Source organism: uncultured Thalassolituus sp. (assembly GCF_950066645.1).
In the GTDB taxonomy this organism is placed as follows: Bacteria; Pseudomonadota; Gammaproteobacteria; order Pseudomonadales; family Oceanobacteraceae; genus Thalassolituus.
Window position 1 is genome coordinate 39,210 of record NZ_CATMFB010000013.1, and the last position, 24,099, is coordinate 63,308.

Annotated in this window: 18 protein-coding genes; 10 read left to right on the forward strand and 8 right to left on the reverse strand. The window is 53.4% G+C overall.

Annotated features, from left to right (window positions below):
- From Q1L85_RS12590 to pyrC, 4 genes are read right to left on the reverse strand one after another with little or no spacing between them, the layout of a single operon-like run.
- Positions 1 to 1,224: a hypothetical protein gene (locus tag Q1L85_RS12590; protein ID WP_300428207.1), complete on the reverse strand. Its 1,224-nt coding sequence runs from the start codon at positions 1,222 to 1,224 to the stop codon at positions 1 to 3.
- 23 nt (positions 1,225 to 1,247) lie between these two features.
- On the reverse strand, positions 1,248 to 2,519 hold the full coding sequence (locus Q1L85_RS12595; protein ID WP_300428208.1) for a hypothetical protein: 1,272 nt from the start codon (positions 2,517 to 2,519) through the stop codon (positions 1,248 to 1,250).
- A 29-nt stretch (positions 2,520 to 2,548) separates the two neighbouring features.
- A complete protein-coding gene (gene rnt, locus Q1L85_RS12600; RefSeq protein WP_370292270.1) occupies positions 2,549 to 3,193 on the reverse strand; it encodes a ribonuclease T in 645 nt (214 codons plus the stop codon).
- Positions 3,194 to 3,245: 52 nt separating this feature from the next.
- Positions 3,246 to 4,283, reverse strand: coding sequence for a dihydroorotase (pyrC, locus tag Q1L85_RS12605; RefSeq protein WP_300433314.1), 1,038 nt, complete (start codon positions 4,281 to 4,283; stop codon positions 3,246 to 3,248).
- A gap of 160 nt (positions 4,284 to 4,443) precedes the next feature.
- Here pyrC and Q1L85_RS12610 point away from each other — a divergent pair, with 160 nt between their 5' ends.
- The gene (locus Q1L85_RS12610; RefSeq protein WP_300428210.1) at positions 4,444 to 5,409 is read left to right on the forward strand and encodes an OmpA family protein; all 966 of its coding nucleotides are present in this window, start codon (positions 4,444 to 4,446) and stop codon (positions 5,407 to 5,409) included.
- 21 nt (positions 5,410 to 5,430) lie between these two features.
- Here the strand turns inward: Q1L85_RS12610 and Q1L85_RS12615 are convergent, their stop codons facing one another.
- Complete coding sequence (locus Q1L85_RS12615) at positions 5,431 to 6,351, reverse strand: LysR family transcriptional regulator (protein WP_300433316.1); 921 nt, start codon at positions 6,349 to 6,351, stop codon at positions 5,431 to 5,433.
- A gap of 118 nt (positions 6,352 to 6,469) precedes the next feature.
- Here Q1L85_RS12615 and Q1L85_RS12620 point away from each other — a divergent pair, with 118 nt between their 5' ends.
- From Q1L85_RS12620 to Q1L85_RS12630, 3 genes are all read left to right on the forward strand, one after another.
- The gene (locus tag Q1L85_RS12620) at positions 6,470 to 7,384 is read left to right on the forward strand and encodes an alpha/beta hydrolase (RefSeq protein ID WP_300428560.1); all 915 of its coding nucleotides are present in this window, start codon (positions 6,470 to 6,472) and stop codon (positions 7,382 to 7,384) included.
- Positions 7,385 to 7,497: 113 nt separating this feature from the next.
- The gene (locus Q1L85_RS12625; RefSeq protein ID WP_300428559.1) at positions 7,498 to 8,433 is read left to right on the forward strand and encodes an alpha/beta hydrolase; all 936 of its coding nucleotides are present in this window, start codon (positions 7,498 to 7,500) and stop codon (positions 8,431 to 8,433) included.
- A gap of 29 nt (positions 8,434 to 8,462) precedes the next feature.
- A complete protein-coding gene (locus tag Q1L85_RS12630) occupies positions 8,463 to 9,116 on the forward strand; it encodes a flavodoxin (protein ID WP_300428558.1) in 654 nt (217 codons plus the stop codon).
- A gap of 23 nt (positions 9,117 to 9,139) precedes the next feature.
- Here Q1L85_RS12630 and pbpC read toward each other — a convergent pair whose 3' ends face one another.
- The gene (pbpC, locus tag Q1L85_RS12635; protein WP_300433319.1) at positions 9,140 to 11,572 is read right to left on the reverse strand and encodes a penicillin-binding protein 1C; all 2,433 of its coding nucleotides are present in this window, start codon (positions 11,570 to 11,572) and stop codon (positions 9,140 to 9,142) included.
- Between the two features lies 1 nt (position 11,573).
- Entirely contained in the window at positions 11,574 to 16,538 is a 4,965-nt protein-coding gene (locus Q1L85_RS12640; RefSeq protein ID WP_300426854.1) for an alpha-2-macroglobulin, read from the reverse strand.
- 228 nt (positions 16,539 to 16,766) lie between these two features.
- On the opposite strand from Q1L85_RS12640, the gene Q1L85_RS12645 reads away from it, so the two are divergent.
- The 3 genes from Q1L85_RS12645 to Q1L85_RS12655 all read left to right on the forward strand — a co-directional run bounded on the left by Q1L85_RS12645 (position 16,767) and on the right by Q1L85_RS12655 (position 19,142).
- A complete protein-coding gene (locus Q1L85_RS12645) occupies positions 16,767 to 17,984 on the forward strand; it encodes an argininosuccinate synthase (RefSeq protein ID WP_300426852.1) in 1,218 nt (405 codons plus the stop codon).
- A 223-nt stretch (positions 17,985 to 18,207) separates the two neighbouring features.
- Positions 18,208 to 18,498, forward strand: coding sequence for a hypothetical protein (locus Q1L85_RS12650; RefSeq protein WP_300426850.1), 291 nt, complete (start codon positions 18,208 to 18,210; stop codon positions 18,496 to 18,498).
- Positions 18,499 to 18,581: 83 nt separating this feature from the next.
- Positions 18,582 to 19,142, forward strand: a complete 561-nt coding sequence (locus tag Q1L85_RS12655; protein ID WP_300426849.1) for a CBS domain-containing protein — start codon at positions 18,582 to 18,584, stop codon at positions 19,140 to 19,142.
- A 51-nt stretch (positions 19,143 to 19,193) separates the two neighbouring features.
- On the opposite strand, the gene Q1L85_RS12660 is transcribed toward Q1L85_RS12655, so the two are convergent.
- Complete coding sequence (locus Q1L85_RS12660) at positions 19,194 to 20,123, reverse strand: TIGR02285 family protein (RefSeq protein WP_300426848.1); 930 nt, start codon at positions 20,121 to 20,123, stop codon at positions 19,194 to 19,196.
- Between the two features lie 191 nt (positions 20,124 to 20,314).
- On the opposite strand from Q1L85_RS12660, the gene Q1L85_RS12665 reads away from it, so the two are divergent.
- The 3 genes from Q1L85_RS12665 to Q1L85_RS12675 all read left to right on the forward strand — a co-directional run bounded on the left by Q1L85_RS12665 (position 20,315) and on the right by Q1L85_RS12675 (position 23,987).
- Positions 20,315 to 21,790, forward strand: a complete 1,476-nt coding sequence (locus Q1L85_RS12665; protein ID WP_300426846.1) for an amidase — start codon at positions 20,315 to 20,317, stop codon at positions 21,788 to 21,790.
- Positions 21,791 to 21,863: 73 nt separating this feature from the next.
- Positions 21,864 to 22,616: a sulfite exporter TauE/SafE family protein gene (locus Q1L85_RS12670; RefSeq protein ID WP_300426845.1), complete on the forward strand. Its 753-nt coding sequence runs from the start codon at positions 21,864 to 21,866 to the stop codon at positions 22,614 to 22,616.
- A gap of 87 nt (positions 22,617 to 22,703) precedes the next feature.
- A complete protein-coding gene (locus Q1L85_RS12675; protein ID WP_300426844.1) occupies positions 22,704 to 23,987 on the forward strand; it encodes a hypothetical protein in 1,284 nt (427 codons plus the stop codon).
- The last annotated feature ends 112 nt before the right edge of the window (positions 23,988 to 24,099 follow it).

Sequence of the window (24,099 nt, forward strand, 5' to 3'; positions counted from 1 at the left end):
TTAAAGCTCAAAAAAGACGGTGAAATTGTCCAGGTAACCCTGATAGGTAAACACCACCGTTTCATCCTGGGTATTGTCAGTCAGGTGATCTACGACGACCGAGGTCAGGCGTTGACCACTGTCGTATTTATAGGTTGTGGTTATTTCCGCATTGCCATCGGCGTCGGTATCTTCACTGATCACAGACAGACGATTATTCTGGTAGGTGTAACTCTTGATAGCGTCTGCATTACCGTCGTTGTTGGTGTCAGTTTCAATGCGGGCAAGCAGGTCACTGGCGTAGAAATAGGTGTCTTTGACATCCCAGCTGCCGTTCAGGTCGTTATCATACTCAACGGACTGAAGCAGGCCACTCTCGCTGTAAGTAAATAACCGGGTGACGGTCGTCTCCTGGTCATCCTCGACGATCCCTTCAACTTCGGTGGTTTCAACCTGTCCGCTTACGTAATAGGTGTAAGTCACAGTGCCTTCAACACTGCCATCTTCAGCTTCATCATGACTGATGCTGGTCAACTGACCTTCAGAGTTATACGAATATTGGATCGACTTTTCTGCGTCGTCCGAAATATCGACGTTAATCCGGATCAGATCGGGTTTATTCGGATTGTCGTCGATGTAGGTATAGATATCGCTGAAGTCGATACTCTCATCTGATCCCGTGTCTTTATCTGTTTGTAAGAGCAGGGCGCTATTCTCTGAATAAATATAGGTCTCAGTGAATACGTCAGGAGTGCCTTCGGCGGTTTTTTCGAGAATGCGACTGTTCTCGTAAGTATTGGTGTAGGTCTGCTCTACGGTACCGTCTTCGTTGCTATCGATCTGCTGTAAAACGACCTGGCGATAGCTGTTATAGGTATAGAAATGATCCGCAATGCCATCGCTGTCTGCGTCTGTTGTGCTTTTTTTAAGATAATTCAGTTGTTCATTGGCATTGTATTTATAGAAACGGGTTTCGGTTCCGCCGGACCCGGTGACGCCTGCTTTATCGCGTCTGATGATAACTATGCCCGTGACTTCTGAGTCGGCCGGGTCGGCATCCTGAGAGTCGAGAATGCCATCCCCATCGCTGTCGATGTCTGGTATTTCTGGGTCTGGGGTGGTGTCCGGGGTGCTGGGGGTGTTGCCCTCCGCATTGCTTCCTCCGGAGGAGGAGCCTCCACCGCAGGCCGTAATGGCAAAAGGCAGCAGTAAAAAAATAAATACACCGAAGGGTTTTTTATACATAGGGTTGCTCCGGGTTGGCATCGTCAGAGTTCGCTGCATATGTCGAATTCAATATCGGATAATACGTCTACATCTGGCAGAGCAGCGATGGTGCCGAGGTAGCTGTACTTGTGAGTGAATACCTCTGTGCCGCTCGCTTCTTCATCGCGCAAACGTTGACTGACCCGGCCTTCAGAATTGTATTGGTATCGGGTGGTCTGCTGAAGAACTCCGGCGGCCGATTTCAACGAAATCAGAGTGAGCTTCTGTGCTTCGTGTCCGATATCGGCATACCAATCAAGCGTTGCACCTGTGTAAAACGAAATACGACTGAGCAGGTCTGAATCGTAACTGAAGCTGAGCGTCTGATCGGTTTCAGTATTGCCATTGCAGTCGTACGTCTGACTCTCTGGTTGGCCATCCGGGCGATAGTCAAAATGAATATGTCGGTTGAAGCTGCCGGAATCATAGCCCACATAGCGGTCAATGATACGGCCCTGGGCATCATAAACCTCGTAGTTGTCATTCACACCATTATGGCCGATATCCCGGGCATAGCTGGTCAGGTTTCCAGAAGCGTCGTAGGTGTAGGCAACATATGCCAATACCGTGAAGTTACGACTTTCACTAATGTCAGACAGGTATCCCTCAGCGGTGTAACCGTAAGTGAATGTGCGATCAAGTACATCATTGCTCAGATGGTCGTAATCGCGGGTAGCGAGTTGATTCGCTGCGGAGTAATCGTAATCCTGTTGCCAGAGGAGGCTGCCGGAGTCATTTTCTTCCGTCTGTCGTGTTAACTGACCTGAGCTGTTGTATTCCCATTCCTCGACAGAGACGTTGTTGCCTGATTCGTCACTGATGCTGATCCGGGTGACCAGGTTTGCATCATTGCGGGAAACACCTCCTGTCTCTTCCACACTCCCGGTACTGTTACTGCGGGATTCGAAGCTCAACAGTTGTCCATTGGTGATGAAGGGATAGGAATGAATGTAGTCACTGATGTTACTGACAGATAGCTGGCTGGAAGATGTCAGTCCTGCTGGAGCAACGCCGAGGGTATAGCTGAATTCGGCGGTGCGGTTGCCCAGAAAGTAATCAAGGTTGGCCTCGACGACAACAGCACCGCTGATATAAGGATTATCGGGGAGATAGTCGGCATCATTGACGACGCCATCTCCATCCCGGTCTGTATCTGTGATGACTGGCGAGTCTGTGTCTGGTGTTGAGGAATCGCTGTCTCCGCTGCTACTCCCGCCGCCGCAGGCGGTCAGGAGAAGCGCTGAAATCAGCAGCAGGTTATTTTTATTATTCATAGCTACTGCTCCGACGGAAGGACCTGCTGTTATTCAGCAGATAACGGCCAGCCGCCTAAATCTTTGTATCTGTTCACGATATAACAGAATAGCTCGGCTGTCTTCCAGGTGTCATAAGCGGCAGAATGTGCTGCATTGTTATCGAAGTCGATACCTGCGGTGATACAGGATTTCGCCAGTACCGTCTGCCCCAGGGCAATGGCTGCGATGGATGCGGTATCAAACGATGAGAAGGGGTGAAACGGATCGCGCTTGATGTCGTTGCGGGCAACGGCAGAGCGCAGGAAACCGTGGTCGAAATGCGAGTTATGACCGACGAGCACGGCGCGGTTACAGCCATAGTGTTTGATTTCGCGGCGGATGGTCTGAAACATGGTGGTGAGGACATCAATCTCAAACTCGGCATCGCGCTCCGGGTCGAAGGGGTCGATGCCGGTAAAGTCCAGGGCTTCCTGTTCGAGATTAGCGCCATCGAATGGATGCACATTAGCGCTCAGGGTTTCGTGAGGGTGCAGATAGCCCTCATCGTCCATTCGCAGGGTGACCATCGCGATTTCCAGTAATGCGTCGCGTTCGGCATCAAAGCCTCCGGTTTCGACATCCACAACCACGGGCAGAAAGCCGCGGAAGCGTTGCGCCATCAGAGTCTTTTCCTGCTTTTCTTCGTTACTCACTGAGGTTCCTTAAGGTTCGTGACCTGTTTGCTGTGACTTGAGGCGGTTAAGCTCAGTATTCCAGTTTCCAGCGCAGAGTCTCACCTGCGCGCAGTGGTACGATGACGTCCTTGCCGAAAGGCAGTTCAGTTGGTGCCTGCCAGGGTTGTTTCACCAGAGTGATTTCATCACTGTTGCGCGGCAGGCCGTAGAAGTCCGGACCAAAGTGGCTGGAGAACCCTTCCAGTTTGTCGAGGGCTCCCAGATCTTCAAAGATTTCGGCATACAGTTCTATCGCTGCATACGCGGTAAAGCAACCTGCGCAGCCACACGCGCTCTCTTTCGCCCCTTTGGCATGTGGGGCACTGTCTGTTCCGAGGAAAAACTTACTGCTGCCACTGACGACCGCATCCTGCAGAGCTTGCTGGTGGATGTTGCGCTTGAGAATAGGGAGACAGTAGAAATGTGGGCGGATACCGCCGACCAGCATGTGGTTCCGGTTATAAGCGAGGTGCTGGACCGTAATAGTGGCTGCTACGTTCGGTCCCTGGCTGTTGACGAAGTCGGCAGCGTCTTTCGTGGTGATGTGCTCCACGACCATGCTCAGGTCCGGGTTACGGCTGACGAGAGGGGACAGAATTTCGTCCAGGAAGCGTTTTTCACGGTCAAAGATATCGACATCGCTGTGGGTAACTTCCCCGTGTACCAGCAGTTTGATGTCGTTTTCGGTCAGTGCGGCCGCCAGTTCATCCAGCTTGCGGAGGTCGGTGACGCCGGAGGCAGAGTTCGTGGTCGCGCCGGCAGGATACAGTTTCACTGCGACGATATGCCCGGCTTCCTTCGCTTCACGGATCATTTCTGGCGTGGTGTTATCGGTGAGATACAGCACCATCAGAGGATCGAAATTTATGCCTTGTGGGACGCGCGACAGGATCCGGTCGCGATATTCCAGTGCCTGCTCTGCGTTCATGACCGGCGGCTGGAGGTTCGGCATAATGATCGCGCGTTTCATTACCCGGGCGGTTGCAGGAACCGTGTGCTGCAGGACAGCTCCGTCTCGAACGTGCAGGTGCCAGTCATCCGGGCGGGTAATTGTGATGCGATCGGTCATGGGTCTCAACCTTGTCTAAACTCAGAAGGGTAGGTGGAATCTGGCCGGTATTGTACCGGATTCCACCTGACTCAGGTATGCGCAGTTTCGTGCTGTTGCCTCAACTTTTGCTCTCGCCTGCCGATAGCAAAGATAACTGTCTGAATGTATTACGGGTGCTATGAGTCCGGTTATTCGTCTTCTTCTGAGCATCGTCTGTTCCCTGAGCCTGCCTGTGATGGCGGCAGCAGGGCAGACAATGAACTTCTCTGGTGGCCCAGAGGATACCCGCTGGGCCTTGTCGGGAAATGTCTTCGAGTGTCGCTTTGAACAGCTCGTGCCGGGGTATGGCCGGGCCGTTTTCATGCATCAGGCGGGCGAGGATGTCGTGTTTCAGTTGGAAACCGACCGCAATCTGATGGCCTACAGCAAAGCAGATGTGAGCATCACGCCACCGGGGTGGCAGCCGGCGCAACGTTCAGAAATTCTGGGGACGGCTAAAATCAGCAATACCGATCCCAACCTGACTCTGGACAGCGAACGGACCAACCGTTTTCTTCATGCCCTGCTTGAAGGGCGTCTGCCAACCATCAGTCACCACACCTACTACGACAGCAATAAGTACATACAGGTGCAGGTTTCAGCCACGCACTTCACCGATGCATATCAGGATTACATCAGCTGTACCGAACAGCTGCTGCGTTTTAACTTTGGTCAGGTCTCACGCTCTAAGGTCTTTTTTAACAGTGGTGAAGACAACATCGACAAAACCGATACCGCTGTTCTGGATAAGATTATCTACTACATAAAGAACGACCCTCGCGTCTTTGCCGTGTATCTGGATGGTCATAGTGATAATCGTGGGCGACGTTATGACAACCGGCAGATGTCTAAGCGACGGGTCGAGGCGGTGGAAAGGTATTTCTTGATTAACGGGATATCGCCCGACATCGTCACCACACGGTTTCATGGCGATCGCTATCCGGTAGCGAATAACGGTACGGCAAACGGTCGCGCTGCCAACCGGCGAGTCACCATCCGTCTCGAGATGAAAGAAGATATGCCACTGCCTGAGAATATGGTGTTTCAGTTACCACCTGACGCAAGTGTGGCGCCTACCCTGGATATGCCGGTCACTAACCGCTAGTTACCGCTTTAGCAGCACTCTCTACGACATTGCGTCGCGCTTTTCTTTCAGAAAGTCCATCAGAGCCCGCGTTTTAGCGGGCAGATTCGCTCGTGAAGGCACGTAAAGATAGAACCCCGGAAACGGTTTGCACCATGGCGCCAGCACCCTCTGCAGGCGACCTTCGGCAATATGCGTCTGCACGTTGAGATCCAGATATTTAATCAGTCCGACTCCCTGCAGAGCAGCGTTAAGCATATTTTCATCGTCGTTGAATATGGCGCTGCCGGTGGGCTCAAACACCACCGTGCGTTGACTGTCATCGGCTGAGGTAAAGCTCCAGCGATCAATCACGCCACTGGATGAAAAACGATATGCCAGACAGTTGTGCTGAATCAGCTCTTCTGGTGATTCCGGAATACCATACCGTTCGAAGTAGCCGGGTGAACCAACAATCGCCATCTCGATGGGCGGCGACACCGGTACTGCCACCATATGCTCATCCAGACTCTCTCCTAAGCGAATCCCTGCATCTACACCGTCGGCAATGATATTGCTGAAACCATCATTCATGGTCAGGTCTATTTTCAGCTTTGGATAGCGCGCCAGAAATTCAGCCATGTGCGGCTCGATTAACAGACGAGCGGCAATTCTTGAGGAGTTAATCCGCAGCAGGCCAGAGGGCTCTGCCTGTGACTCTCCAACTTCCAATACCGCCTGTTCAATGGCACTCAGAGCCGGTTCCAGAATATCCAGCAGACGCTGACCTTCGTCCGTGAGCGACATGGTTCGGGTGGTCCGGTTAATCAGTCGCACATTCAGCTGTTGCTCAAGGCTTTTTAACTGCTGAGACAGAGCGCCCCGGGTCACCTCCATCTCCGTTGCGGCTTTAGTAAAGCTGCGGTGACGGGCGATATGGGCGAACCAGGTCAGGGACGACAGAAGTGAGGGATCAAGTTTCATTTGTTTAGAATAGCTAAACACTGATGTCATTGATAGCGCGTATATCAAATCAATCGGGTTTCATAAGATAGATCTCATCGAACACACAGACAGAACAAACATCTCGAGGAGATAACCCATGCCAAACGTTACTTTTAAAAACCTGAACGGCCACGGTATCACCATGGCCGCGACCATTAACTTCCCAGCGGATTTTGATGAGAGCAAAACCTACCCAGCGGTGGTGGTGTCTCATCCGGGCGGCGGTGTGAAAGAGCAGGCTGCAGGACTGTACGCTCAGAAGCTGGCGGAAGCTGGCCTGATTACGATCGCATTTGATCGTTCGTATCAGGGCGCGAGCACCGGTGAGCCGCGTCAGTTGGAAAACCCATTCGTCAGCACAGAAGACGTCAGTGCTGTGGTTGATTATCTGACGACGCTGCCATACGTCGACTCTGACCGTATCGGTGCTATGGGTGTATGCGCCGGGGCTGGATACAGCGCAAACGCGGCCATTAACGACCGTCGCATTAGAGCGCTGGGTATGGTCAGTGCGGTCAATATTGGTCAGATGTTCCGCAACGGCTGGGAAAACAACGTCAGCGATGCTGAGGCAGTAGGCTATCTCGATTTTGGTGCCAGCGCCCGCACCGGTGACGCCGCTTCTGGTGAGTACTCAGTGATACCTCTGGCACCGATGAAAGAAGAAGATGCACCAAACGAAGAACTGCGTGAAGCCTGGGAGTACTACCACACCGAGCGTTGCGCGCATCCGAATGCACCGGGCTATGCCCTGGCACGTAACCTCAGTCAGATCATTACCTATGACGCGTACCACAAAGCCGAGGCGTTTCTGACCCAGCCAGTACTGGCGGTGGCAGGCAGTGTTGCTGGCAGCAAGTGGATGAGTGAAGACCTGATGGCGCGTGCGGCCAGCACCGATAAAACCCTGCACGTGATCGAAGGTGCGAACCATATGTCGCTGTACGACGTACCAGAATACGTTGATCAGGCGGTGGCGCAGTTGGGTGAGTTCTTCAACCGCACGCTCTGAGCCTGACACAGCCGATTACTGAATATTTATTTTCACATTTCACCGGGCGCTGTTAACCAAGCGGAACCCCGCCTGACCAAGCAGAGCAGCCGCCCGGCATCAGAGGAATTAACATGAGCACGATTCAAACTGTACGTTACCGTCACTTTGGTTGGGACATCGCCGCCAACCTTCATCTGCCTGAGAATTTTGACGCCTCAGGTACGTATCCGGCGATCGTCAGCACCCACCCGATTGGCAGTTGTAAAGAACAGACCGCCGGTAATGTCTATGCCAAAGCACTGGCTGACGCGGGTTTTGTGGTGTTGGTTCACGATGCCAGTTTTCAGGGCGAGAGCGGTGGTGAACCGCGCAATATCGAAGACCCGGGCATTCGTGTCGCAGACATCCGCTTTGCCGTGGATTATCTGCAGGCACTGCCGTATGTTGATGCGCAACGCATCGGAGCGATTGGTGTCTGTGGCGGCGGTACGTATACAATTCATGCGGCGATTACCGATCATCGACTGAAAGCCGTTACATCCATTACAGGTGTGAACTATGGGCGCCTGATCCGCGAAGGCTTTGCACAATTTCAGCCGCGCCAGATGGCAGCTAATATCGCTGAGATGCGCACTGGCTATGCTCAGTCTCTGCCGGGCACTACTGACGCAGCAGATCTTCTGCCACCTTCGGTCGAGGCAGCAAAAGCCGCGGGGATGACCGATATTGATGTCCTGGAAGCCACCGAGTACTACAAGACTGAACGTGGCCAGACGCCAAACGGCAAGACCAGTCAGTTAATGTCGTTTACCGGCGCAACGATGGGGTGGGACGCCTTTACCAACGCTGAGGTATTGCTGACTCAGCCTTTGATGGTGGTTATTGGTAATAAACCTGGCGGCTTTGGTGCCTATCAGGATGGGTGGGAGATATACAGCCGTGCCGCGTCAGAGCAGAAAGAGATCGTTGTGGTCGAGGGCTACTCTCACTATGACCTGTACGATAAAGCCGAGCCCGTCGCCGAAGCCCTGGCCAAGGTGATTCCGTTCTTTAAAGAACATCTTTAATTCATAGCAGTGTAGAAATTGAGGTCATCATGTCTTTAATCCAGTGGACCGGCGTTATCCTGATTGGCCTCGCTGTTGTTGTGATGGGTGTTCTGAGTGCCGTGGTCGGCATTGAGATCTATCAGTCCCGGCAGGTCGCCAAGCTTGAGCCTGTTGAGAAGCAGAGTGCTCGTTCTGATGTCGGCGCCAGCCGCACTGCGGTCGTGTATTTTTCCCGTTCGGGGAATACCGGTCTTGCGGCCCGCCATGTGGCAGGTCGCTTGAACGCAGAGACGATCCACCTGACGGCACCCGCGTATGAGCTTGGCCCGGTCGGCCTGGCGAATGCCCTGAATGATGCCAACCGTCTGAAAACCGATCCAACGGCCTTGCCTGAAATAGTGCCTGCAAGCGCAGACCTGTCAGGGTTCGATACCGTCTGGATCGGTTCGCCGGTCTGGCTGTACAGCCCGGCGCCACCGATCTGGGCGTTTGTTGAGAACAACCGTTTCGATGGCGCGCATGTGGTGCTGTTCAACACATTTAACAGCAACTTCGGCGACGATCATATTGAACGACTGCGAGACAAAGTGATGGTTCGAGGGGCGATGTCGTTTGAGCATCGCTCTGTAAAGCGCGGTCGCATGACACAGCAGATGGCACCTGAGGAAATGCTGCAGACGATAGATGAAGAGTGGTTTTGAAGTCTGGTTCTTATGTTCTTGTCTTAGCGCCGTAACTGAAATTCAAACATAACTCGCGCCAACGCTCCCTGAGCATCGGCAATCACAATTTCCTGAGAACCCGGTTGGGTGAGCGTGATTCTGAACAGCCCCTGCTCACCTGAATCCGATTGATAGACCCCATTGAGATACAGCGATTTTTCGCCGAAGCCACCGAGGGTATTCAGCACCAGTTCCTGTGTTGTCTGAAAGCTCGCCGGCATAAGGGTCTGGCCATCCTCTACACCAATAATGCGCAAGGGGTCGGTAGCTAATATCGGGGCGGTACATGCTGGATTTAGGTGAGGCAGTTGGCCGGACAAGCGCAGGTGCGGTGCAATCCAGGGCTCCAGATTTCCTGGCCATAGTGCGAGCGTACGGTTCTTGGGGGGGCTATTTGAGATGGTCTGGGGAGCGGCAGCAAGGCCAGAGCATTCTGGTGTGATCATGTGCCCGCTCTCATCTACCCGAATAGTTAAGGTGGATGGCGCTGTGCCATCGGCATTGATATCCCGGAGTGTTGGCGGTAGTTGATCGCGGATCAGGTAAGCCGTGTGGGCAACGTGGCACTGGTCACTAGGCATAGTCGCTGCGGCTTTGCCTGATGGCCAGCAGATGGTTTCGCGGCTGACGTTGTCAGGTTGCGGTGGCCATTCTGGGTCCGGGTCTAGTCGTTCCTGTAATCGGAACAGCAGAGGCAGCGCCGTTACTGCGCCGTATTGGCCAGGGCTTGGTGTTCCATCGGGCCGTCCGAACCAGACCACTATGGTGTAGGTCGGTGTCACCCCTACGGCCCAGGCATCCCGGTAGCCGTAGCTGGTTCCGGTTTTCCATGCCATTGCCGCCTCGTGTCTGAGTACAGCGGCGCTGCGAATGCGATTGGGGCGGGGCTGACGCAGCATATTGAGCGTAACCCAAGCTGCCTCCGGGCTGAGCAGCCAGCTGGATTCCTGATGAAGGCCTGACGGGGTGCTTTGCTCAGGAAGTTCCTTGAGAGTCTTTAATGGTCTTATTTCGCCTCCATTTGCGAGCCCAGAATATAAAGTCGCCAGATTCCAGGCACTGAAACCACCGCCACCTAAGGCCAGTGCCAGACTGGGCTTGGCGTTGCCGGGAATCTGGTAGGGCGTTCCGGCATTGGTCAACGATGCAGCTAAAGACGCCGGGCCCAAAGCATCCAGCACCTGCACGGCAGGCAGATTTAAAGACTGTCGCAGCGCGGTCGTGGTGTCCACTGGGCCACTGAACGAGTGTGCGAAGTTCTCCGGCTGGTAACTGCGCAGATGTCTCGGCACATCTCTGAGGAGGCTGGCGCTGTGAATCAGCCCCTGATCAAGCGCGAGACCGTAAATAAACGGCTTGAGAGTCGAGCCGGGAGAGCGGGTTGCCCGGATCATATCGACATGGGCGAAACGTGCGTCGTCGGTAAAGTCGGCCGAGCCCAGATAGGCTCTGACGCTGCGGTCGCGGTTATCGACCAACAGAATGCTTGCGGACTGGTGCTCCGGAAAACGCTGAATTTCTTCGGCCAGTAAGGTCTGTAATTCGCGTTGAAGTTCGCCGTCTAAGGTGGTCTGAATCACCGCCTTATCTGGGTGGGCAGAGATCAGTTCGCGACTCAGAAGCGGGGCAAGTTGTGGTGTCGATGGCGGCTGCGCGACGATATTTTCGAGCAGGGCATAATCCCGTTGTTCGGCAGTAATCTGTCCTTGAGAAAACAGACGTTGCAGAACTTTATCGCGTGCTGCTCTGGCTCTTTCGGGGTAGCGGTCCGGGCGCAGTCGCGAAGGCGCTTGCGGCAACACTGCAAGCAATGCGCTTTCGGCGAGTGTCAGGTCACTTGGCGGTTTGTCGAGATACATCTGGCTGGCAGCGCCGACACCTTCGATCACGCCGCCCATGGGGGCGTAGTTAAGATACAGCGTCAGGATCTCTTCTTTGCTGTAGTGCCACTCAAGCTGAAACGCCCGGAGAATCTGCTGAAGTTTACCGCTGATATTACGTGAGTGAGGTGACAGTCGCCGCGCCACCTGCATCGTGATGGTCGAGCCTCCCGAAATAATACAGTCGCAGCGATAATTCTGAATTGCAGCCCTGATCAGCGCGATAGGATTCACGCCGGGATGATAATAAAACCAGCGATCTTCGTAGCTGAACAGGGCCTTGAGATAATCTGGCGATACGGCGTCTGCTGTTAAGGGATGAGTCACCGGATAGCGCCAGACGCCGCGATCGTCAGGGAAGGCTCTCAGTACCAGCTGGTGGCGGTCGGTCACGACCTGTGTATATCCTTCTCCCGAGTGCTGCGGGTCGGGCAGCGGGAACAGCAGGTCCAGAACCAGCAGCACTGTGACAACGCCCGTCAGAAAGATCAGTAACGTCTTTCTGGTGGGTGTTAGTGAGGTACTGCTGATCGCTTTTCTAACTGCTTTCAGCATCTTAGCGCGGCAGCACTATCAGCTCTGGAATCGTGCTACCAATCGCCCGGACTTCCGGATCGTACATGTCTTCAAGCAGAGGGTTAGGCACTTTATACGTGCCCGGCGTGACTGCACGGACGATGTAATACATGTGTGCAGGTCTGTCGTGATCATTGTTGTAATAACGGCGCGGCCCGGTGCGCAGTGCTGCAACGTAGCGGTCGTCACGGAACTCTTCATGAACAACGCCGGAGCTCTGCAGTCGCTGGCCTATCTTTTCACCATCAATCACCACATCTGTAAGCTTTGTGCTGTCGGCCAGATTCTGATTTTCAATCTCAAGACCTGCAGGCAGGAGGTCGACCATCAGCAGATCCGGGCGGTACTTATTGGAATACACCACAAGCTCGACAATCATCATGTCGCCGGTGATCATTGTTATCGCCTGATCTGCGGGGAGCTTATTTCCATCCAGGTTCCAGTAGCGGCGAGACACACTGACCTGTCCGGAGGTATCTTCGTCTGGTGGCGTTGAACTGTAGCCCTGATAAAACAGGTTGGTGTACAGATTGGCGTCGCCAATGTTGGTCACGCTCAGATCAGCGGCATCGCTACCTCGCAGCACGATACGGGAGGGGTGATTGCCAGTTAGCATCTGTTCTTTGCCCGCACTGAGCACCATCAACTTCCAGTCTTCTGAGGTGTGCTTCTTTTGCTCGTCGGCTAACTGCACGATGGCAATCTGTTCCTGCGTACTAAGGTAGCGACGTGAGCGCAGTTGCTCTGCAATTTCAGTCGTTAGCTCAACTGGGTGGGCGCTGTCGAGATCGTACTTCCAGATCAGGCGCGCCTGTTGGGCTTTATCGCGCAATTCTGAGCCGTAATCACTGATGTACGGACGGGTCTGTCGTGGCGTCTGTGACTTCTCATACAGCTCGGTAGCAAGGCGATTATCGCCCTGAAGTTTTGCAGCAATCGCCAGTTGCAACAGTGCCAGTCCTCCGGCTTCATCCGGGGCGTTGGCGGCGGTCGCACGGATATCCGCCAGAGAGGCAATATTGTGTTGGGCAAGCACGAAGTGCGCGAAGGCCTGATAGGTAAAACGATACAGGTCGACATCTTCTGCCCAGAGTTCGCGCAGCTGCGCTTTACCACGGGAATATTCACGCAGACGGTTGAGAGTTTTACTCAGCATGTCGTTATCGATCTGATAGCCGGCGGCCTGAGCATCCGTCATAAACTGAGCAACGTACGCTGCCAGCCAGTGTTGCTCATCATCATCTTCACGCCGCCAGAGACCAAAGCCGCCATTGGATTTCTGGCGGGTAGCAATACGGGCGAGACCGCTGGCGATGGCACTGGTGCGTGTTAGTTCGCCATTGGCTGAATGTTTCAGACGTTCAATCTGTTCATCACTTGCATACAGCCAGGGATAGGTCGAGCTGGTGGTCTGTTCGACGCAGCCATACGGATACTTCAGAAGGCGCTCCATGCGTTCTTCGGCTCCGAGCTCTTCATAACTGCTGATCGACACTGAGGCGACCAGCGAATCCTGCAGCCAGTCTGATGTTTTTTCAGCATCTGCTCTCAGGAGAGCGCCGGTTTCAAGGACGTCGTATTTACGGAACGTCAGAGCTGGGTACGGCTGTCGACTTTGCAGGCCCCACTCGCGATCAATAATGACTTTGTCCTGGTATTTCACGATGGAGTGGAAAACCACACGGCCCGCATTTTCCGCTTTAAACGGCAAGATCAGGGTTTCGCGCTGCTGTTGTTTCAGTGACAGAGTCTGGGATAAAGGCTGCGCCAGTGTTTCTGCGCTGACAGGCCCAGACGCCGAAAGTGTCACTTCAAATTCTGCATCATCGCCGGTCAGGTTAGTGACATCCAGAGCGACGCTGGATTCGTCACCTGCACCGATAAATCTCGGCAGAGAAAGTTGCGTAACAACCGGAGCAGCAACCGTTACCTTAGTATCGGTACTGCCGAGGCGTTGCTTATCGAATGCTAATGCCATTAAGCGGATCTGCCCATTGAAATCAGGCATGCTGACCGGAATAACGGCCTTGCCGTTTTCGACGTTTACCATGCCACTGAACAGCGAAATAATCTGCACTTCTGAGCGGGCAAGGTCGCCGCCACGAGCAAGATCAGCATCGCCGCCGTAGCGGATTTCACCGGTGCGGTTATTGTTCAGATCAATCAGTTTACCGTACATATCTTTGGCATCGACCGAGAAGCGACGCTGGCCAAAGAAGAAGGCGAATGGGTCAGGTGTCTTAAAACGGCTGATCGAAAGGATACCGCTATCGACCGCTGCCAGTGTGACCCAAGCACGGCTTACAGGCTCAGCTGAGGTAATGTTAAGCGCGACCTCTTCGGTAGATTCTGGCAGCCATTTTTCAGGCGTTTCAATCTCAATGTTTAAACGCTGATTTTCCCGGTTCAGCGGCAGGTGAATCAGTCCGACTGAACGCGTTGGCGTTATACGCTGTTGTGTATCGGATGGTTGCAGATGGATCACCGACACATAGATATCGTGGCGCTGCCATTTTTTGCTAACGGGGATATCTACCCAGCCGCCTTCAGCAGGGATATCGGCTTCGGTACGGAAGAGTAATTCGTCCGATTCAATCAGAATGAGCGAGTGCCCAGCCGCTGGCGGCGTGATTTTCAGGCGTGCATTATCACCGGCGTCGTAACTTTCTTTATCAAAGGCGAGGGTAACCTGATCCGGCCGGGCGGCTTGATCCCGTGATTGCCAGAACCAATACTTGCCTGCCTTGAAGTAAAAGCGGCTTATCAGGCCAGTGTTGGTGTCACGGACTTGCAGTACATATTCGCCCCATTGGACCGGCACCTGTACTGTGATCGGGCTATCGGCTTTAGTCACCACCGGCAGGCTGAGTTCGCGCACATTACGGCGCTGTTCTTCGTAATACCAGCCACGGTTGTCGTCGCGTTTCCAGCGGGTCTCCAGGGTGATATTGGTCAGCGTCATTTCAAGTGAGTTGCTGCTCACCAGAGCGCCTGTGCTGTCGGTGCTGATAAGTTCGAAACTGGCGGGCGCGTTGGTGGCGGCTTCATCTGTGAACAGTGGGCGGATACCAACCAGCTGACCTTCTGGCACGATACTTACCGTGTGTGATCGCACGACTGGACGTCCACCACTTTCAAACAGGCTGCCGGTGACGCGCAGGGCCAATGGAATACGGGTGTCTTTCCAGGTGTTTTCTGCGTTCAGTGTCAGCTTGCCCGCATCATTCAGCTTGGTCTGCTGGGACGGTAGCACCTGAATCCAGTCGTCCTGCTTTGGATCACCGAAATGAAATTCAGCCCAATTGCTGAACGGGTGAGCATTCGGTCGAAGGCTGAAATCGGCTTCGAAGGCATTGCCTGCGGCTGGCGCGCCATACAGGTAGCTGCCGAGCAGATTTATTTCCGGAGTTTCCTGGGTTGTGAATACCTGCGGGCGCTGCTCCGGATTCCATTCCAGTTTCATGCGCTCAGGCATGAAGTCTTCGACCTGGAAATTATACGTGTGGGTGTCGCCGCTGGGTTCACGGACGTTAAAGCTCCATTGGCCAGTAGGCGCATCGTTGGCCAATGTTGTAGAAAACTCATACACACCCGGAACGGTGCTGCGCCAGGTGACTTTATCGCTACGCGTGCCGTCAGGGCGACGCAGGTAGTAGGTCAGCAGGGTATCGGGCTGGGCTTTGCCATCGTCGTTGCGATACAGGCCATTGATGTAAACGGTATCGCCACCACGATAGAGGTCGCGCGGGCCATACATAAAGAGCTCGGCCGTGCGATACGGGCGGGTGCCGGTGTCGAACTCACTCATATCCAGTGCGGTACTGTTAAGGTGCATCATTGTCACGGCAGCGCCAGAGCGGGCGATCAGAACCGAGTTATAGAAATCAGTCTGCTGGTGTTCGACGTATCCATTCTTGCCACTGGAAAACTCGGTGATCTTCGGCTCCTGGCTGCGATAACCTCGCATGATCGTCAGCGCTACATCTGCTTTGCTGGTACCGGTATTAAGGTCACGGGTAAATATGCCGATTTTCTTCGGGTAGTCACGGATATGCAGGCCGATATCACTGACCGTAAACCAGGTCGTTGAGATTTTCGAAGTGAACTTACCGGGAATAGTCATCACAGCGACATAGACGGCCTGTTCTTTTAATGCGTCGATGGATGCCAGTGGCAGATTTACTTGGCGCAGTCGGTTTTTGTCTGTTGTCAGAGCGATACGGCCGTCGTAGACAAAGTCTGAAAATTCGTTGAGGTCTTCCAGTTGATAGACATGTTCCTGAGTATCAGAGGACTTCCACAAGAGCATCTGTCGCAGGGATTCATCGCTGTTGCGGACGCGGAAGAAACTGACGTTAACTTCGTTGGCGTTCATCACATTCACGGGCAGGCCGACGCTCAGGTCGGTTGTCAGGTAGTGGCCACCGCTGGCAAAGGTTGCTGAGGGTGGTGCTGGTGGCAGGGTTACCGTGGCGCTGTCCCCGCTTTCGAGCACGCTGCCGTTGCGCGCTTTCAGTCCTTTGCTGACAATTATTTTGTAGGTGCGCTCTGGCTCAGGGTCTGCCATATAGAGCGTCAGACCGTCGTCAGACAGAATCCAGGCTGGGCTCTCACCGCTGATATGTACGAAGTTCTGAAAAGGTTGATTGCTGCTCAGTGGGGCGGAAAAACGAACACCTACAGTCATGCCTCCGTCGTAGCTGCTGTCGTTGACTGAGGTTATGGTCAGGGGGATGCCTGCGTACATGGCATCGTTTGTGGCCGGCGCATTCGTACCTGAGGCTTTGCTACCAGGCTGTACTTCAGTGTTGGCGGCTTGGTGTTCGGTAACAGCACCTTGTTCAGTGGGATTCTCCGTTTCTTGTTTGCAGCCCGTCAGCTGGGTCAGAAGTAGTGAAGTTGCGAGTGTGGATGTAAGTACACGCGTGCGTAACAACTGAAACATCCCTGAATCTCCGTCTGTGTAAACTGATATCTGCGAACCAATGTCGTGACTGTGACAACCTGAACGCCGGATTGTACTCAAAAACTTTACAAGTGGGTGATTTCGACGGTTCTGGCAAGCCTGCCCTGTTGGCGTTATTGCTCACAATCAGTACAATATGCACCCTTTGAATTTTCGCTCCGGCGCGCTTGCCTGACTGCACGTGCCGTTTATCTCTGGAGAGTACCCATGTCAGACATCAAGAAAGTCGTTCTGGCGTATTCCGGCGGTCTCGATACCTCCGTAATCGCAAAGTGGCTGCAAACTGAATACAACTGTGAAGTCGTGACCTTTACGGCTGACCTGGGTCAGGGGGAAGAAGTAGAGCCAGCGCGCGCGAAAGCCGAAGCTCTTGGCATCAAAGAAATCTACATCGACGACCTGCGTGAAGAGTTTGCCCGCGACTTCGTATTCCCGATGTTCCGCGCTAACACCATCTATGAAGGTGAGTACCTGCTGGGTACCTCAATTGCACGTCCTCTGATCTCCAAGCGTCTGATCGAAATCGCTAACGAAACAGGTGCTGACGCAATTGCTCACGGTGCGACCGGTAAAGGTAACGACCAGGTACGTTTCGAGCTGGGTGCTTACGCACTGAAGCCAGGCGTTAAAGTGATCGCACCATGGCGTGAGTGGGATCTGAACTCCCGTGAAAAACTGATGGCGTACTGCGATGAGCACAACATCCACGTAGAGAAGAAGAAAGGCAAGAAGTCTCCTTACTCTATGGATGCGAACCTGCTGCACATCTCTTACGAAGGTGACCTGATCGAAGATCCATGGGCAGAGCCAGAAGAAGATATGTGGCTGTGGTCTGTGTCTCCTGAGAATGCGCCAGACGAAGCCACTTATCTGAACATCACCTTCAAGAACGGTGACCCGGTTGCTATCAATGGTGAAGACAAGTCACCTGCTACCATCATGGAAGAGCTGAACAAGCTGGCAGGCGCTAACGGTATTGGCCGTGTCGACATCGTTGAAAACCGCTATGTCGGCATGAAAGCTCGTGGCTGTTACGAGACTCCGGCGGGTACTGTTCTGCTGAAAGCACACCGTGCTATCGAATCTATCACTCTGGACCGCGAAGCGGCTCACCTGAAAGATTCTCTGATGCCTAAGTACGCCGAGCTGATTTACAACGGCTACTGGTGGTCACCAGAGCGTAAGATGCTACAGGCTGCTATCGACGAGACTCAGTCTGTTGTAAACGGTGAAGTTCGCCTGAAACTGTACAAAGGCAACGTGATCGTTGTTGGCCGTAAGTCTGAAGATTCACTGTTCGATGAAGCGATTGCTACCTTCGAAGATGACGCTGGTGCATACAACCAGAAAGATGCTGAAGGCTTTATTAAGCTGAACGCTCTGCGTCTGCGTACTGCTGCTAAGAAAGGTCGTGATCTGCTGTAATCTCAGTCGATACGATCACAAAAGGCGCTCATTGAGCGCCTTTTTTGTTTTCAGCATTTATGATTTCAGTATTGTCCCGATTTTTGTGAGGGATCTCTCAGATTTTTGGAATAATGGCCAATCCTGACGATTCTTTATGAACTTCCTTGCTACAAAGCAGCCCAACAGGTCTATATTAGAGATATCCAGAACGCGCCGGAAGGCGGTACGGAGGTTTCATAAGATGACTCGCATTCTGCTTGGTCTGCTGCTTGTTTTAGGCTTCACTGCCCAGTCAGTGAGCGCTCTGAACGCAGCTGCTGAGACCTCTGATACAACGCTGAGCGCAGATGAATCTCCTGTACTGAGTGTTATTCCCGAAGGTGAATCCGACGGCGGTGATGATTATCCCGTCAGCGGACCTGTTGCGCTCGCACTTCTTCTTCCTGATACCGTCGTTTTTCCTGCGCCGGTAGACAGAGTGTCTGGCACTTTTACCGGTGCCGCTACCATCCGTGCTCCTCCTGCTGTCTGAACTTTCCGTTACCTCCGTAATTTTCTTAAGTTCAATGTTTTAGCCGTACATCTGTCCGGATGGCGGCTGGTGGAGTAGTTACTATGAATAAATTTACCCTCTTTTCCGTACAACAGATTGATGAGCTGGTTCAACCTGCAGACTTTCAGCCTAAGTCGCTTCTGACGAATTCGATGGAATTCTTCACAGACTTCCGGGATAACGAGCCTCTGGTCATTGACGCCGCCGTCTCTGCGCCTGAGGCCCGGAATATGATGGTCAGGACACACGTCCGCCTGAAACTGGTGGTTGATCACGAAGGTCACTTTGTTGGAGTGATCACAGCGGCGGACCTTATTGAGCAGAACATAATCACCCGTGCCGCGAGCAGCGGGATTGCCCGGGATGAAGTCCGTGTCAGTGACCTGATGACGCGTAAGAAAGACCTGCTCGCCCTTAATATTCACGAGGTTGAGCATTCAACGATAGGGGATGTCGTCAGCTTTCTGAAGGATAACTTCCAGCAGCACTGCCTGGTTGTCGATGAAGAGACTCATCAGATACGGGGAATCTTTTCTGCCAGCGATATTTCGAGAAAGCTGCGCTTGCCCGTCAATATTCAGGAACAGTCGAGCTTCAGTAAGGTATTTTCTGCGGTGTCATAACGATAAAAGGGGCTTCGGCCCCTTTTTTGGGCAGGTCTTTTCCGGCTGGCGTCAGTTCTGTTGATCAGCGATAGGTTGGCGTAGTGTCGTTTTCGGTTTTACCGGGTGCCCAAGATAGTCTTCCAGCACCTTATCAAAGCGGTTCCAGTAATGGACTTCATCACCCACCGGAACGAGCCAGTTGGCAACCGCCCGTCGGTAGGCGCGACTCTGCACCAGTTCCGGCAAGGCTTCATTGATATGTTTGATTGCCAGCTGTCCGGCTTCTGAGTTACTACAACCCACTGCGCCCAGAATAAAATCCCCCCGGGTCTCGCTGATGGGGATGAATCTCAGCTGGTCGGCGTAGTCGGCAGAATCGACGTAGTGATTGAGGACGAATTCGTATTCGATGACAAAATCGAAGCGCCCAAGACTCAGCATGGTCAGTATGCCCTGAGTTTCGGTTGCGCCCGCTCGTGAGTTTATTTCGATGTTTTTACGCTGACGACGCAGAATACTGTCCAGCTTTTCGCTGTAGGTGCGGCCCGCAATGTGCCCCATAGTGACCTTGCGGTGTTCAAGCAGTTCTTCCAGTGCAAGGGTGCCATCAGCCTGAAGAGGGAGGGTATCAGCAAAGCGGTTGGTTGTGATGATGCCGTGAGGGAGATACATAGCGTTTGGCATCGACAGCAGGTATTCATTGTTCACGGGTTTCTCGTGAATCATTGTCACAAAACAGAGTGGGTTGTACTCCTGCCAGGTATGTTCCAGACGGCTCAGCGGAACAAACAGAGTGGAGTGCCGGTAATTCTTCAGGCGTTTTTCGAGTACGGTCTGAACCTGATCTCCAAACCCCTGCTGGCAGTCATTATCGACAATATAAAACGGGGGAGCGTCGTTTTTTACCCAATGGAGTGTCGGGCTTTCCTTGCTGTAGCTGACGGGCGTCGCGAATGCGACGCATAACATCAGCAGGAGCTTGTGGTATGACTTCCTCATGGGTACTTCTCCGTTGTCACTTCGGTCCCTGATTTCTGTGCCTCAGGTTACGTACTGGCCCCCGGGGGGTCAATGAGTTATCTGTCAGCGCTGGCTCTGTGTAAGGCACATTTGCACATTGGCACTGTCATGGCAGTCGGGTAGTCTGTGCCCCTTAACTGATGTCACGAGAATAAGAAAAGGGGATGGCAGTGTCAGAACAATGGGCATTTTGCGGTGTGTCTGAGTTGCAGGCCGCGCTGAGTAAAGGTGATGTAACCAGCCGTGAGCTGGTAGAGTATTTCCGCGCTCGGATGGAAAAATACAATGGTGCGCTCAACGCGATCGTTGCGACCAACTTTGATGATGCGCTCGCCGCTGCAGACGAGGCCGACCAGGCGCGTAGCCGTGGTGAAATCAAAGGGCCCTTACACGGCATTCCTATGACGATTAAGGATACCTTCGAAGTGATTGGTATGCCTTGCACAGCAGGCTCGCCATCTCTGGCCAGTCATATGCCTGCAAACAATGCTTTTACGGTGCAGCGTCTTATTGATGCCGGTGCCATTGTGTTTGGAAAAACCAATATCCCTTTGTTTGCCGGTGATATTCAAAGCTTTAATAAGCTTTACGGCGTGACAAATAACCCCTGGGACACTTCCCGTACGCCTGGAGGATCTTCCGGTGGTGCTGCGGCGGCACTTGCGGCCGGGCTTACCCCGATTGAGCTGGGGTCCGACCTTGCGGGCTCTATCCGTACGCCTTCGCATTTCTGCGGAATTTACGGCCATAAACCCACACACGGTATTATTTCTGGTCGTGGTCATATCCCGGGGCCTCCGGGAATGCTGCTTGAACCAGATCTGGCTACTCCGGGACCGATGGCCCGGACGGCGGAAGATCTGAATCTTATGCTCGACGTTCTTGCAGCCCCAGGCCCTCTGATGGGCGACTGCTGGACGCTCACACTGCCTGAAGCACCACAGAAGACACTCGGAGATTTTAAGGTACTGCTCTGGACGCAGGACCCCATGAGTCCGATCGATGGCGAACTCCAGGCCGCCTATGACGAACTGGCCGGGCACCTGAAAGCGCAGGGCGTTGAGGTTACGGTGGGCGCGCCAGAGGGCATGTCACTGGCTACCTTTGTGCCAACGTATATGAACCTGCTGGGTTCGGTGCTGAGCGGTACCCTGAAGCCTGCCCAGCGTCGTGTCACGGCAGTTATCGCGAAAATTGCCGCTAAATTCGGTAAGAAAATGAAGCTGGGTCCACACGTTGATAAGCTTCTGACGGGAATGACTCAGGTTCATGCTGACTGGTTGAAAAACCATGAAGGCCGGCTGCGTATTGCCCGTAAGGCCGAGAAGATATTTGATAAATATGATCTGGTGCTGACTCCGGTTGTTCAGGTACCTGCCTTCAAACATCAGCCTAAGCCTGCGGTGCACAAACGGCGCCTGCCAGTGAATGGTGAACAACGCCCTTATACCGAACTCTTTATGTGGATTGCACCAGCAACCCTTATGGGACTGCCGGCGACCAGTGCACCGGTCGGTAAAACGAAAGAGGGGTTGCCGGTGAATGTGCAGATTCTTGGTAAGAAATATCACGACAAAACAACGATTCAGTTTGCAGCCTTGCTGGAGAAATCGTTCCGTCGTTTTGAGAAACCCGAAGGGTACTGAGTAACGTCAGATCGCAGGCATCGCCGGAGAGGTTAATCTTTGGCGGTGATGGGTCATTCAGAGGTGATTTACGATGCTTGAAACATTTCTGAATGGCCTGAGCACCGGCGATGGCATGGTACTGCTGATCGCCTCCTTTATTGGCTCCGCTATGACCGCAGCGTTTGGCGTTGGTGGTGGTGCTTTTCTGATCATGGTGATGGCCGGCATCATGCCCGCTCTGGCGCTGATCCCTGTGCATGGCGTGGTTCAGCTGGGGTCAAACGCGTCGCGCGCAGTTCTGGCCAGGCAACATCTCGACCGGCCGCGCTTCTTCTGGTTCTGTCTCGGCGCGTGTGCGGCAGCCCTTGTCAGCATCTGGCTGATCGGTGCAATCAATACCCGCTGGATTCCCTTATTGATCGCTTTTTTTGTTCTGCTTATCACCTGGATGCCGATGCCTTCGGTCGGGCTTGGCCGGCATGCTCCCGGACTGATCTCGGGTGGGGTACTGACTACTCTGGGCTCTATGCTGGTCGGGGCTTCCGGGCCTCTGGTGTCAGCGTGGCTGAACAAAGATGCGGACAACCGCTGGCACTACACCGCCTTGTTTTCGTCGGTGATGACGGTACAACACCTTCTTAAAATTCTTGTGTTCGGGGTGGCAGGCTTTGCGTTTGTGGCCTGGTTGCCTCTGATGCTGGCCATGGTTGTGGCCGGATATTTCGGAACCCGCCTGGGTCTGCTGCTGTTAGGTAAGTGGCCTGAAAGTCTGTTTCAGAAGATCTACAAATGCTGTCTGACGCTTCTTGCGTTGCGCCTGATCTTTATGCATTTCATGCAATAGGGTGAATTTCACCCATTGGGGTGAAGAAAGGTGAGTGGCTTATTTGGTCTACTTCTCGCGCTTATTGAATTTGCGTTGGAAGGGAATATGAAACAGAACACGTTAACTCCAGCCATTGCGCTGGTTGCTGGTACCACACTGATCACTGCCTGTGGTGGTGGATCATCCTCATCTGGCTCTGAAGATGAGATCGAGACCCCGGTGGTTCAGGTTGCTGAATATTACAGCGATCCGGCATGGTCTGCAGGGGCTGATACTCTGGTCGGCCTGACCTATCCGCAAGGTGCCGTTGGCGGAAGCCTGGTAGCACTGAAGCGCTCCGCTGATAGTGAAGAGAATATTTCTCACACGCTGATGCTGGCCGACAGCTCTTCAAAGGAATTTCAGGCAGTCGAAGGCGTCACGCTGGCGAAACCATACTACCGCGATCTGCTGGCACTGCCGGTGACCACAACCGTGGAGGGTGAAGAGCGCACCGTTGCTCTGGTTGCGACCTGTGGTTACGAAGAAGCCAGCATGATCGAAGGTGGAGAAATCCCGATGCGCGGTGAAGTCGGCCCTCGAGCGGTTGCCATTGCGGAAGAACCTCAGACTCCAGCAAGCCTGGAAATCTACCTTACAGGTACAGGCATCAGTGAATCGCTGGACATCAGCACAGGTGGTGAGGGAGGAGCACTCGTCGATTGTCACTCTCTCGGTGGTCTATCGGCTTCTGACCTGAGTAGCAAAGGCACGTCAGCCTATGAGGTTGATTTCTTCATTACTGGTAAAGATAGCACTGGCGCAGTCGCAGTCTTCGAAGCCAGCATGATCTACAACTATGAGAATAATGAAGTAACTGAAAGTGATTTTACGGTACTGGATACTGACGCAGAGATTATTGTTTCAGCAGTTGAAGAAGATCCTGAAGATGACTTCCTGGTTGCCATGACTATCGAAGAGAATACTTATCTTTTGAATGGGTTTGGCAGTGAGAGCAATATTGAATTGTATAACGAAGGTAATCCGTTTACCTCCGATACTGAGGACGGTGCATTGATCCTGGATCTGGTGTACAGCGGTGACAATCTGCTCGCGGTATCTGAAGATGCTGGTCTTGCAGGTGCTGACTTCACAGGAGGTGAGTTTGTGGCGCTGAGCGGTGGTGATTTCACCCGATGCGTTGATCAGCTGGCCGTTAACGGAACGACTGTGTGGTGTCACGATTCGACGGAAGAAGGCACTCTGATTGAATTCACAGCCCCCACCGTCCCCCAGACTGAGTCTGAATCTCAATCTCTGGCAGCCGCCGCCCGTGGCGGTAGTAAGGAAGAAGCTGAGCAGATTAAAGCCGAGCTTGAAGGAGCCGGTGCCGAAGTCGAAGTAAAATAGCGTTCTCCGCTGTTACCTTTCAGCCCTCATTCTGAGGGCTTTTTTTGATTTTACGTCTCATGAGACATAGCATAAATCCGGTATGCTGAAATCTGTAATGTGGGAGTCACTG

Bases quoted from the DNA above. Each gene is read 5' to 3' on its own strand.
- Q1L85_RS12650 (WP_300426850.1), top strand. From the start codon at position 18,208: ATGACTCGCATTCTGCTTGGTCTGCTGCTTGTTTTAGGCTTCACTGCC.
- Q1L85_RS12645 (WP_300426852.1), top strand. From the start codon at position 16,767: ATGTCAGACATCAAGAAAGTCGTTCTGGCGTATTCCGGCGGTCTCGAT.
- Q1L85_RS12640 (WP_300426854.1), bottom strand. From the start codon at position 16,538: ATGTTTCAGTTGTTACGCACGCGTGTACTTACATCCACACTCGCAACT.
- Q1L85_RS12590 (WP_300428207.1), bottom strand. From the start codon at position 1,224: ATGTATAAAAAACCCTTCGGTGTATTTATTTTTTTACTGCTGCCTTTT.
- Q1L85_RS12620 (WP_300428560.1), top strand. From the start codon at position 6,470: ATGCCAAACGTTACTTTTAAAAACCTGAACGGCCACGGTATCACCATG.
- Q1L85_RS12610 (WP_300428210.1), top strand. From the start codon at position 4,444: ATGAGTCCGGTTATTCGTCTTCTTCTGAGCATCGTCTGTTCCCTGAGC.
- Q1L85_RS12625 (WP_300428559.1), top strand. From the start codon at position 7,498: ATGAGCACGATTCAAACTGTACGTTACCGTCACTTTGGTTGGGACATC.
- pbpC (WP_300433319.1), bottom strand. From the start codon at position 11,572: ATGCTGAAAGCAGTTAGAAAAGCGATCAGCAGTACCTCACTAACACCC.
- Q1L85_RS12675 (WP_300426844.1), top strand. From the start codon at position 22,704: ATGAAACAGAACACGTTAACTCCAGCCATTGCGCTGGTTGCTGGTACC.
- Q1L85_RS12595 (WP_300428208.1), bottom strand. From the start codon at position 2,519: ATGAATAATAAAAATAACCTGCTGCTGATTTCAGCGCTTCTCCTGACC.
- pyrC (WP_300433314.1), bottom strand. From the start codon at position 4,283: ATGACCGATCGCATCACAATTACCCGCCCGGATGACTGGCACCTGCAC.
- Q1L85_RS12630 (WP_300428558.1), top strand. From the start codon at position 8,463: ATGTCTTTAATCCAGTGGACCGGCGTTATCCTGATTGGCCTCGCTGTT.
- Q1L85_RS12655 (WP_300426849.1), top strand. From the start codon at position 18,582: ATGAATAAATTTACCCTCTTTTCCGTACAACAGATTGATGAGCTGGTT.
- Q1L85_RS12615 (WP_300433316.1), bottom strand. From the start codon at position 6,351: ATGAAACTTGATCCCTCACTTCTGTCGTCCCTGACCTGGTTCGCCCAT.
- Q1L85_RS12660 (WP_300426848.1), bottom strand. From the start codon at position 20,123: ATGAGGAAGTCATACCACAAGCTCCTGCTGATGTTATGCGTCGCATTC.
- Q1L85_RS12670 (WP_300426845.1), top strand. From the start codon at position 21,864: ATGCTTGAAACATTTCTGAATGGCCTGAGCACCGGCGATGGCATGGTA.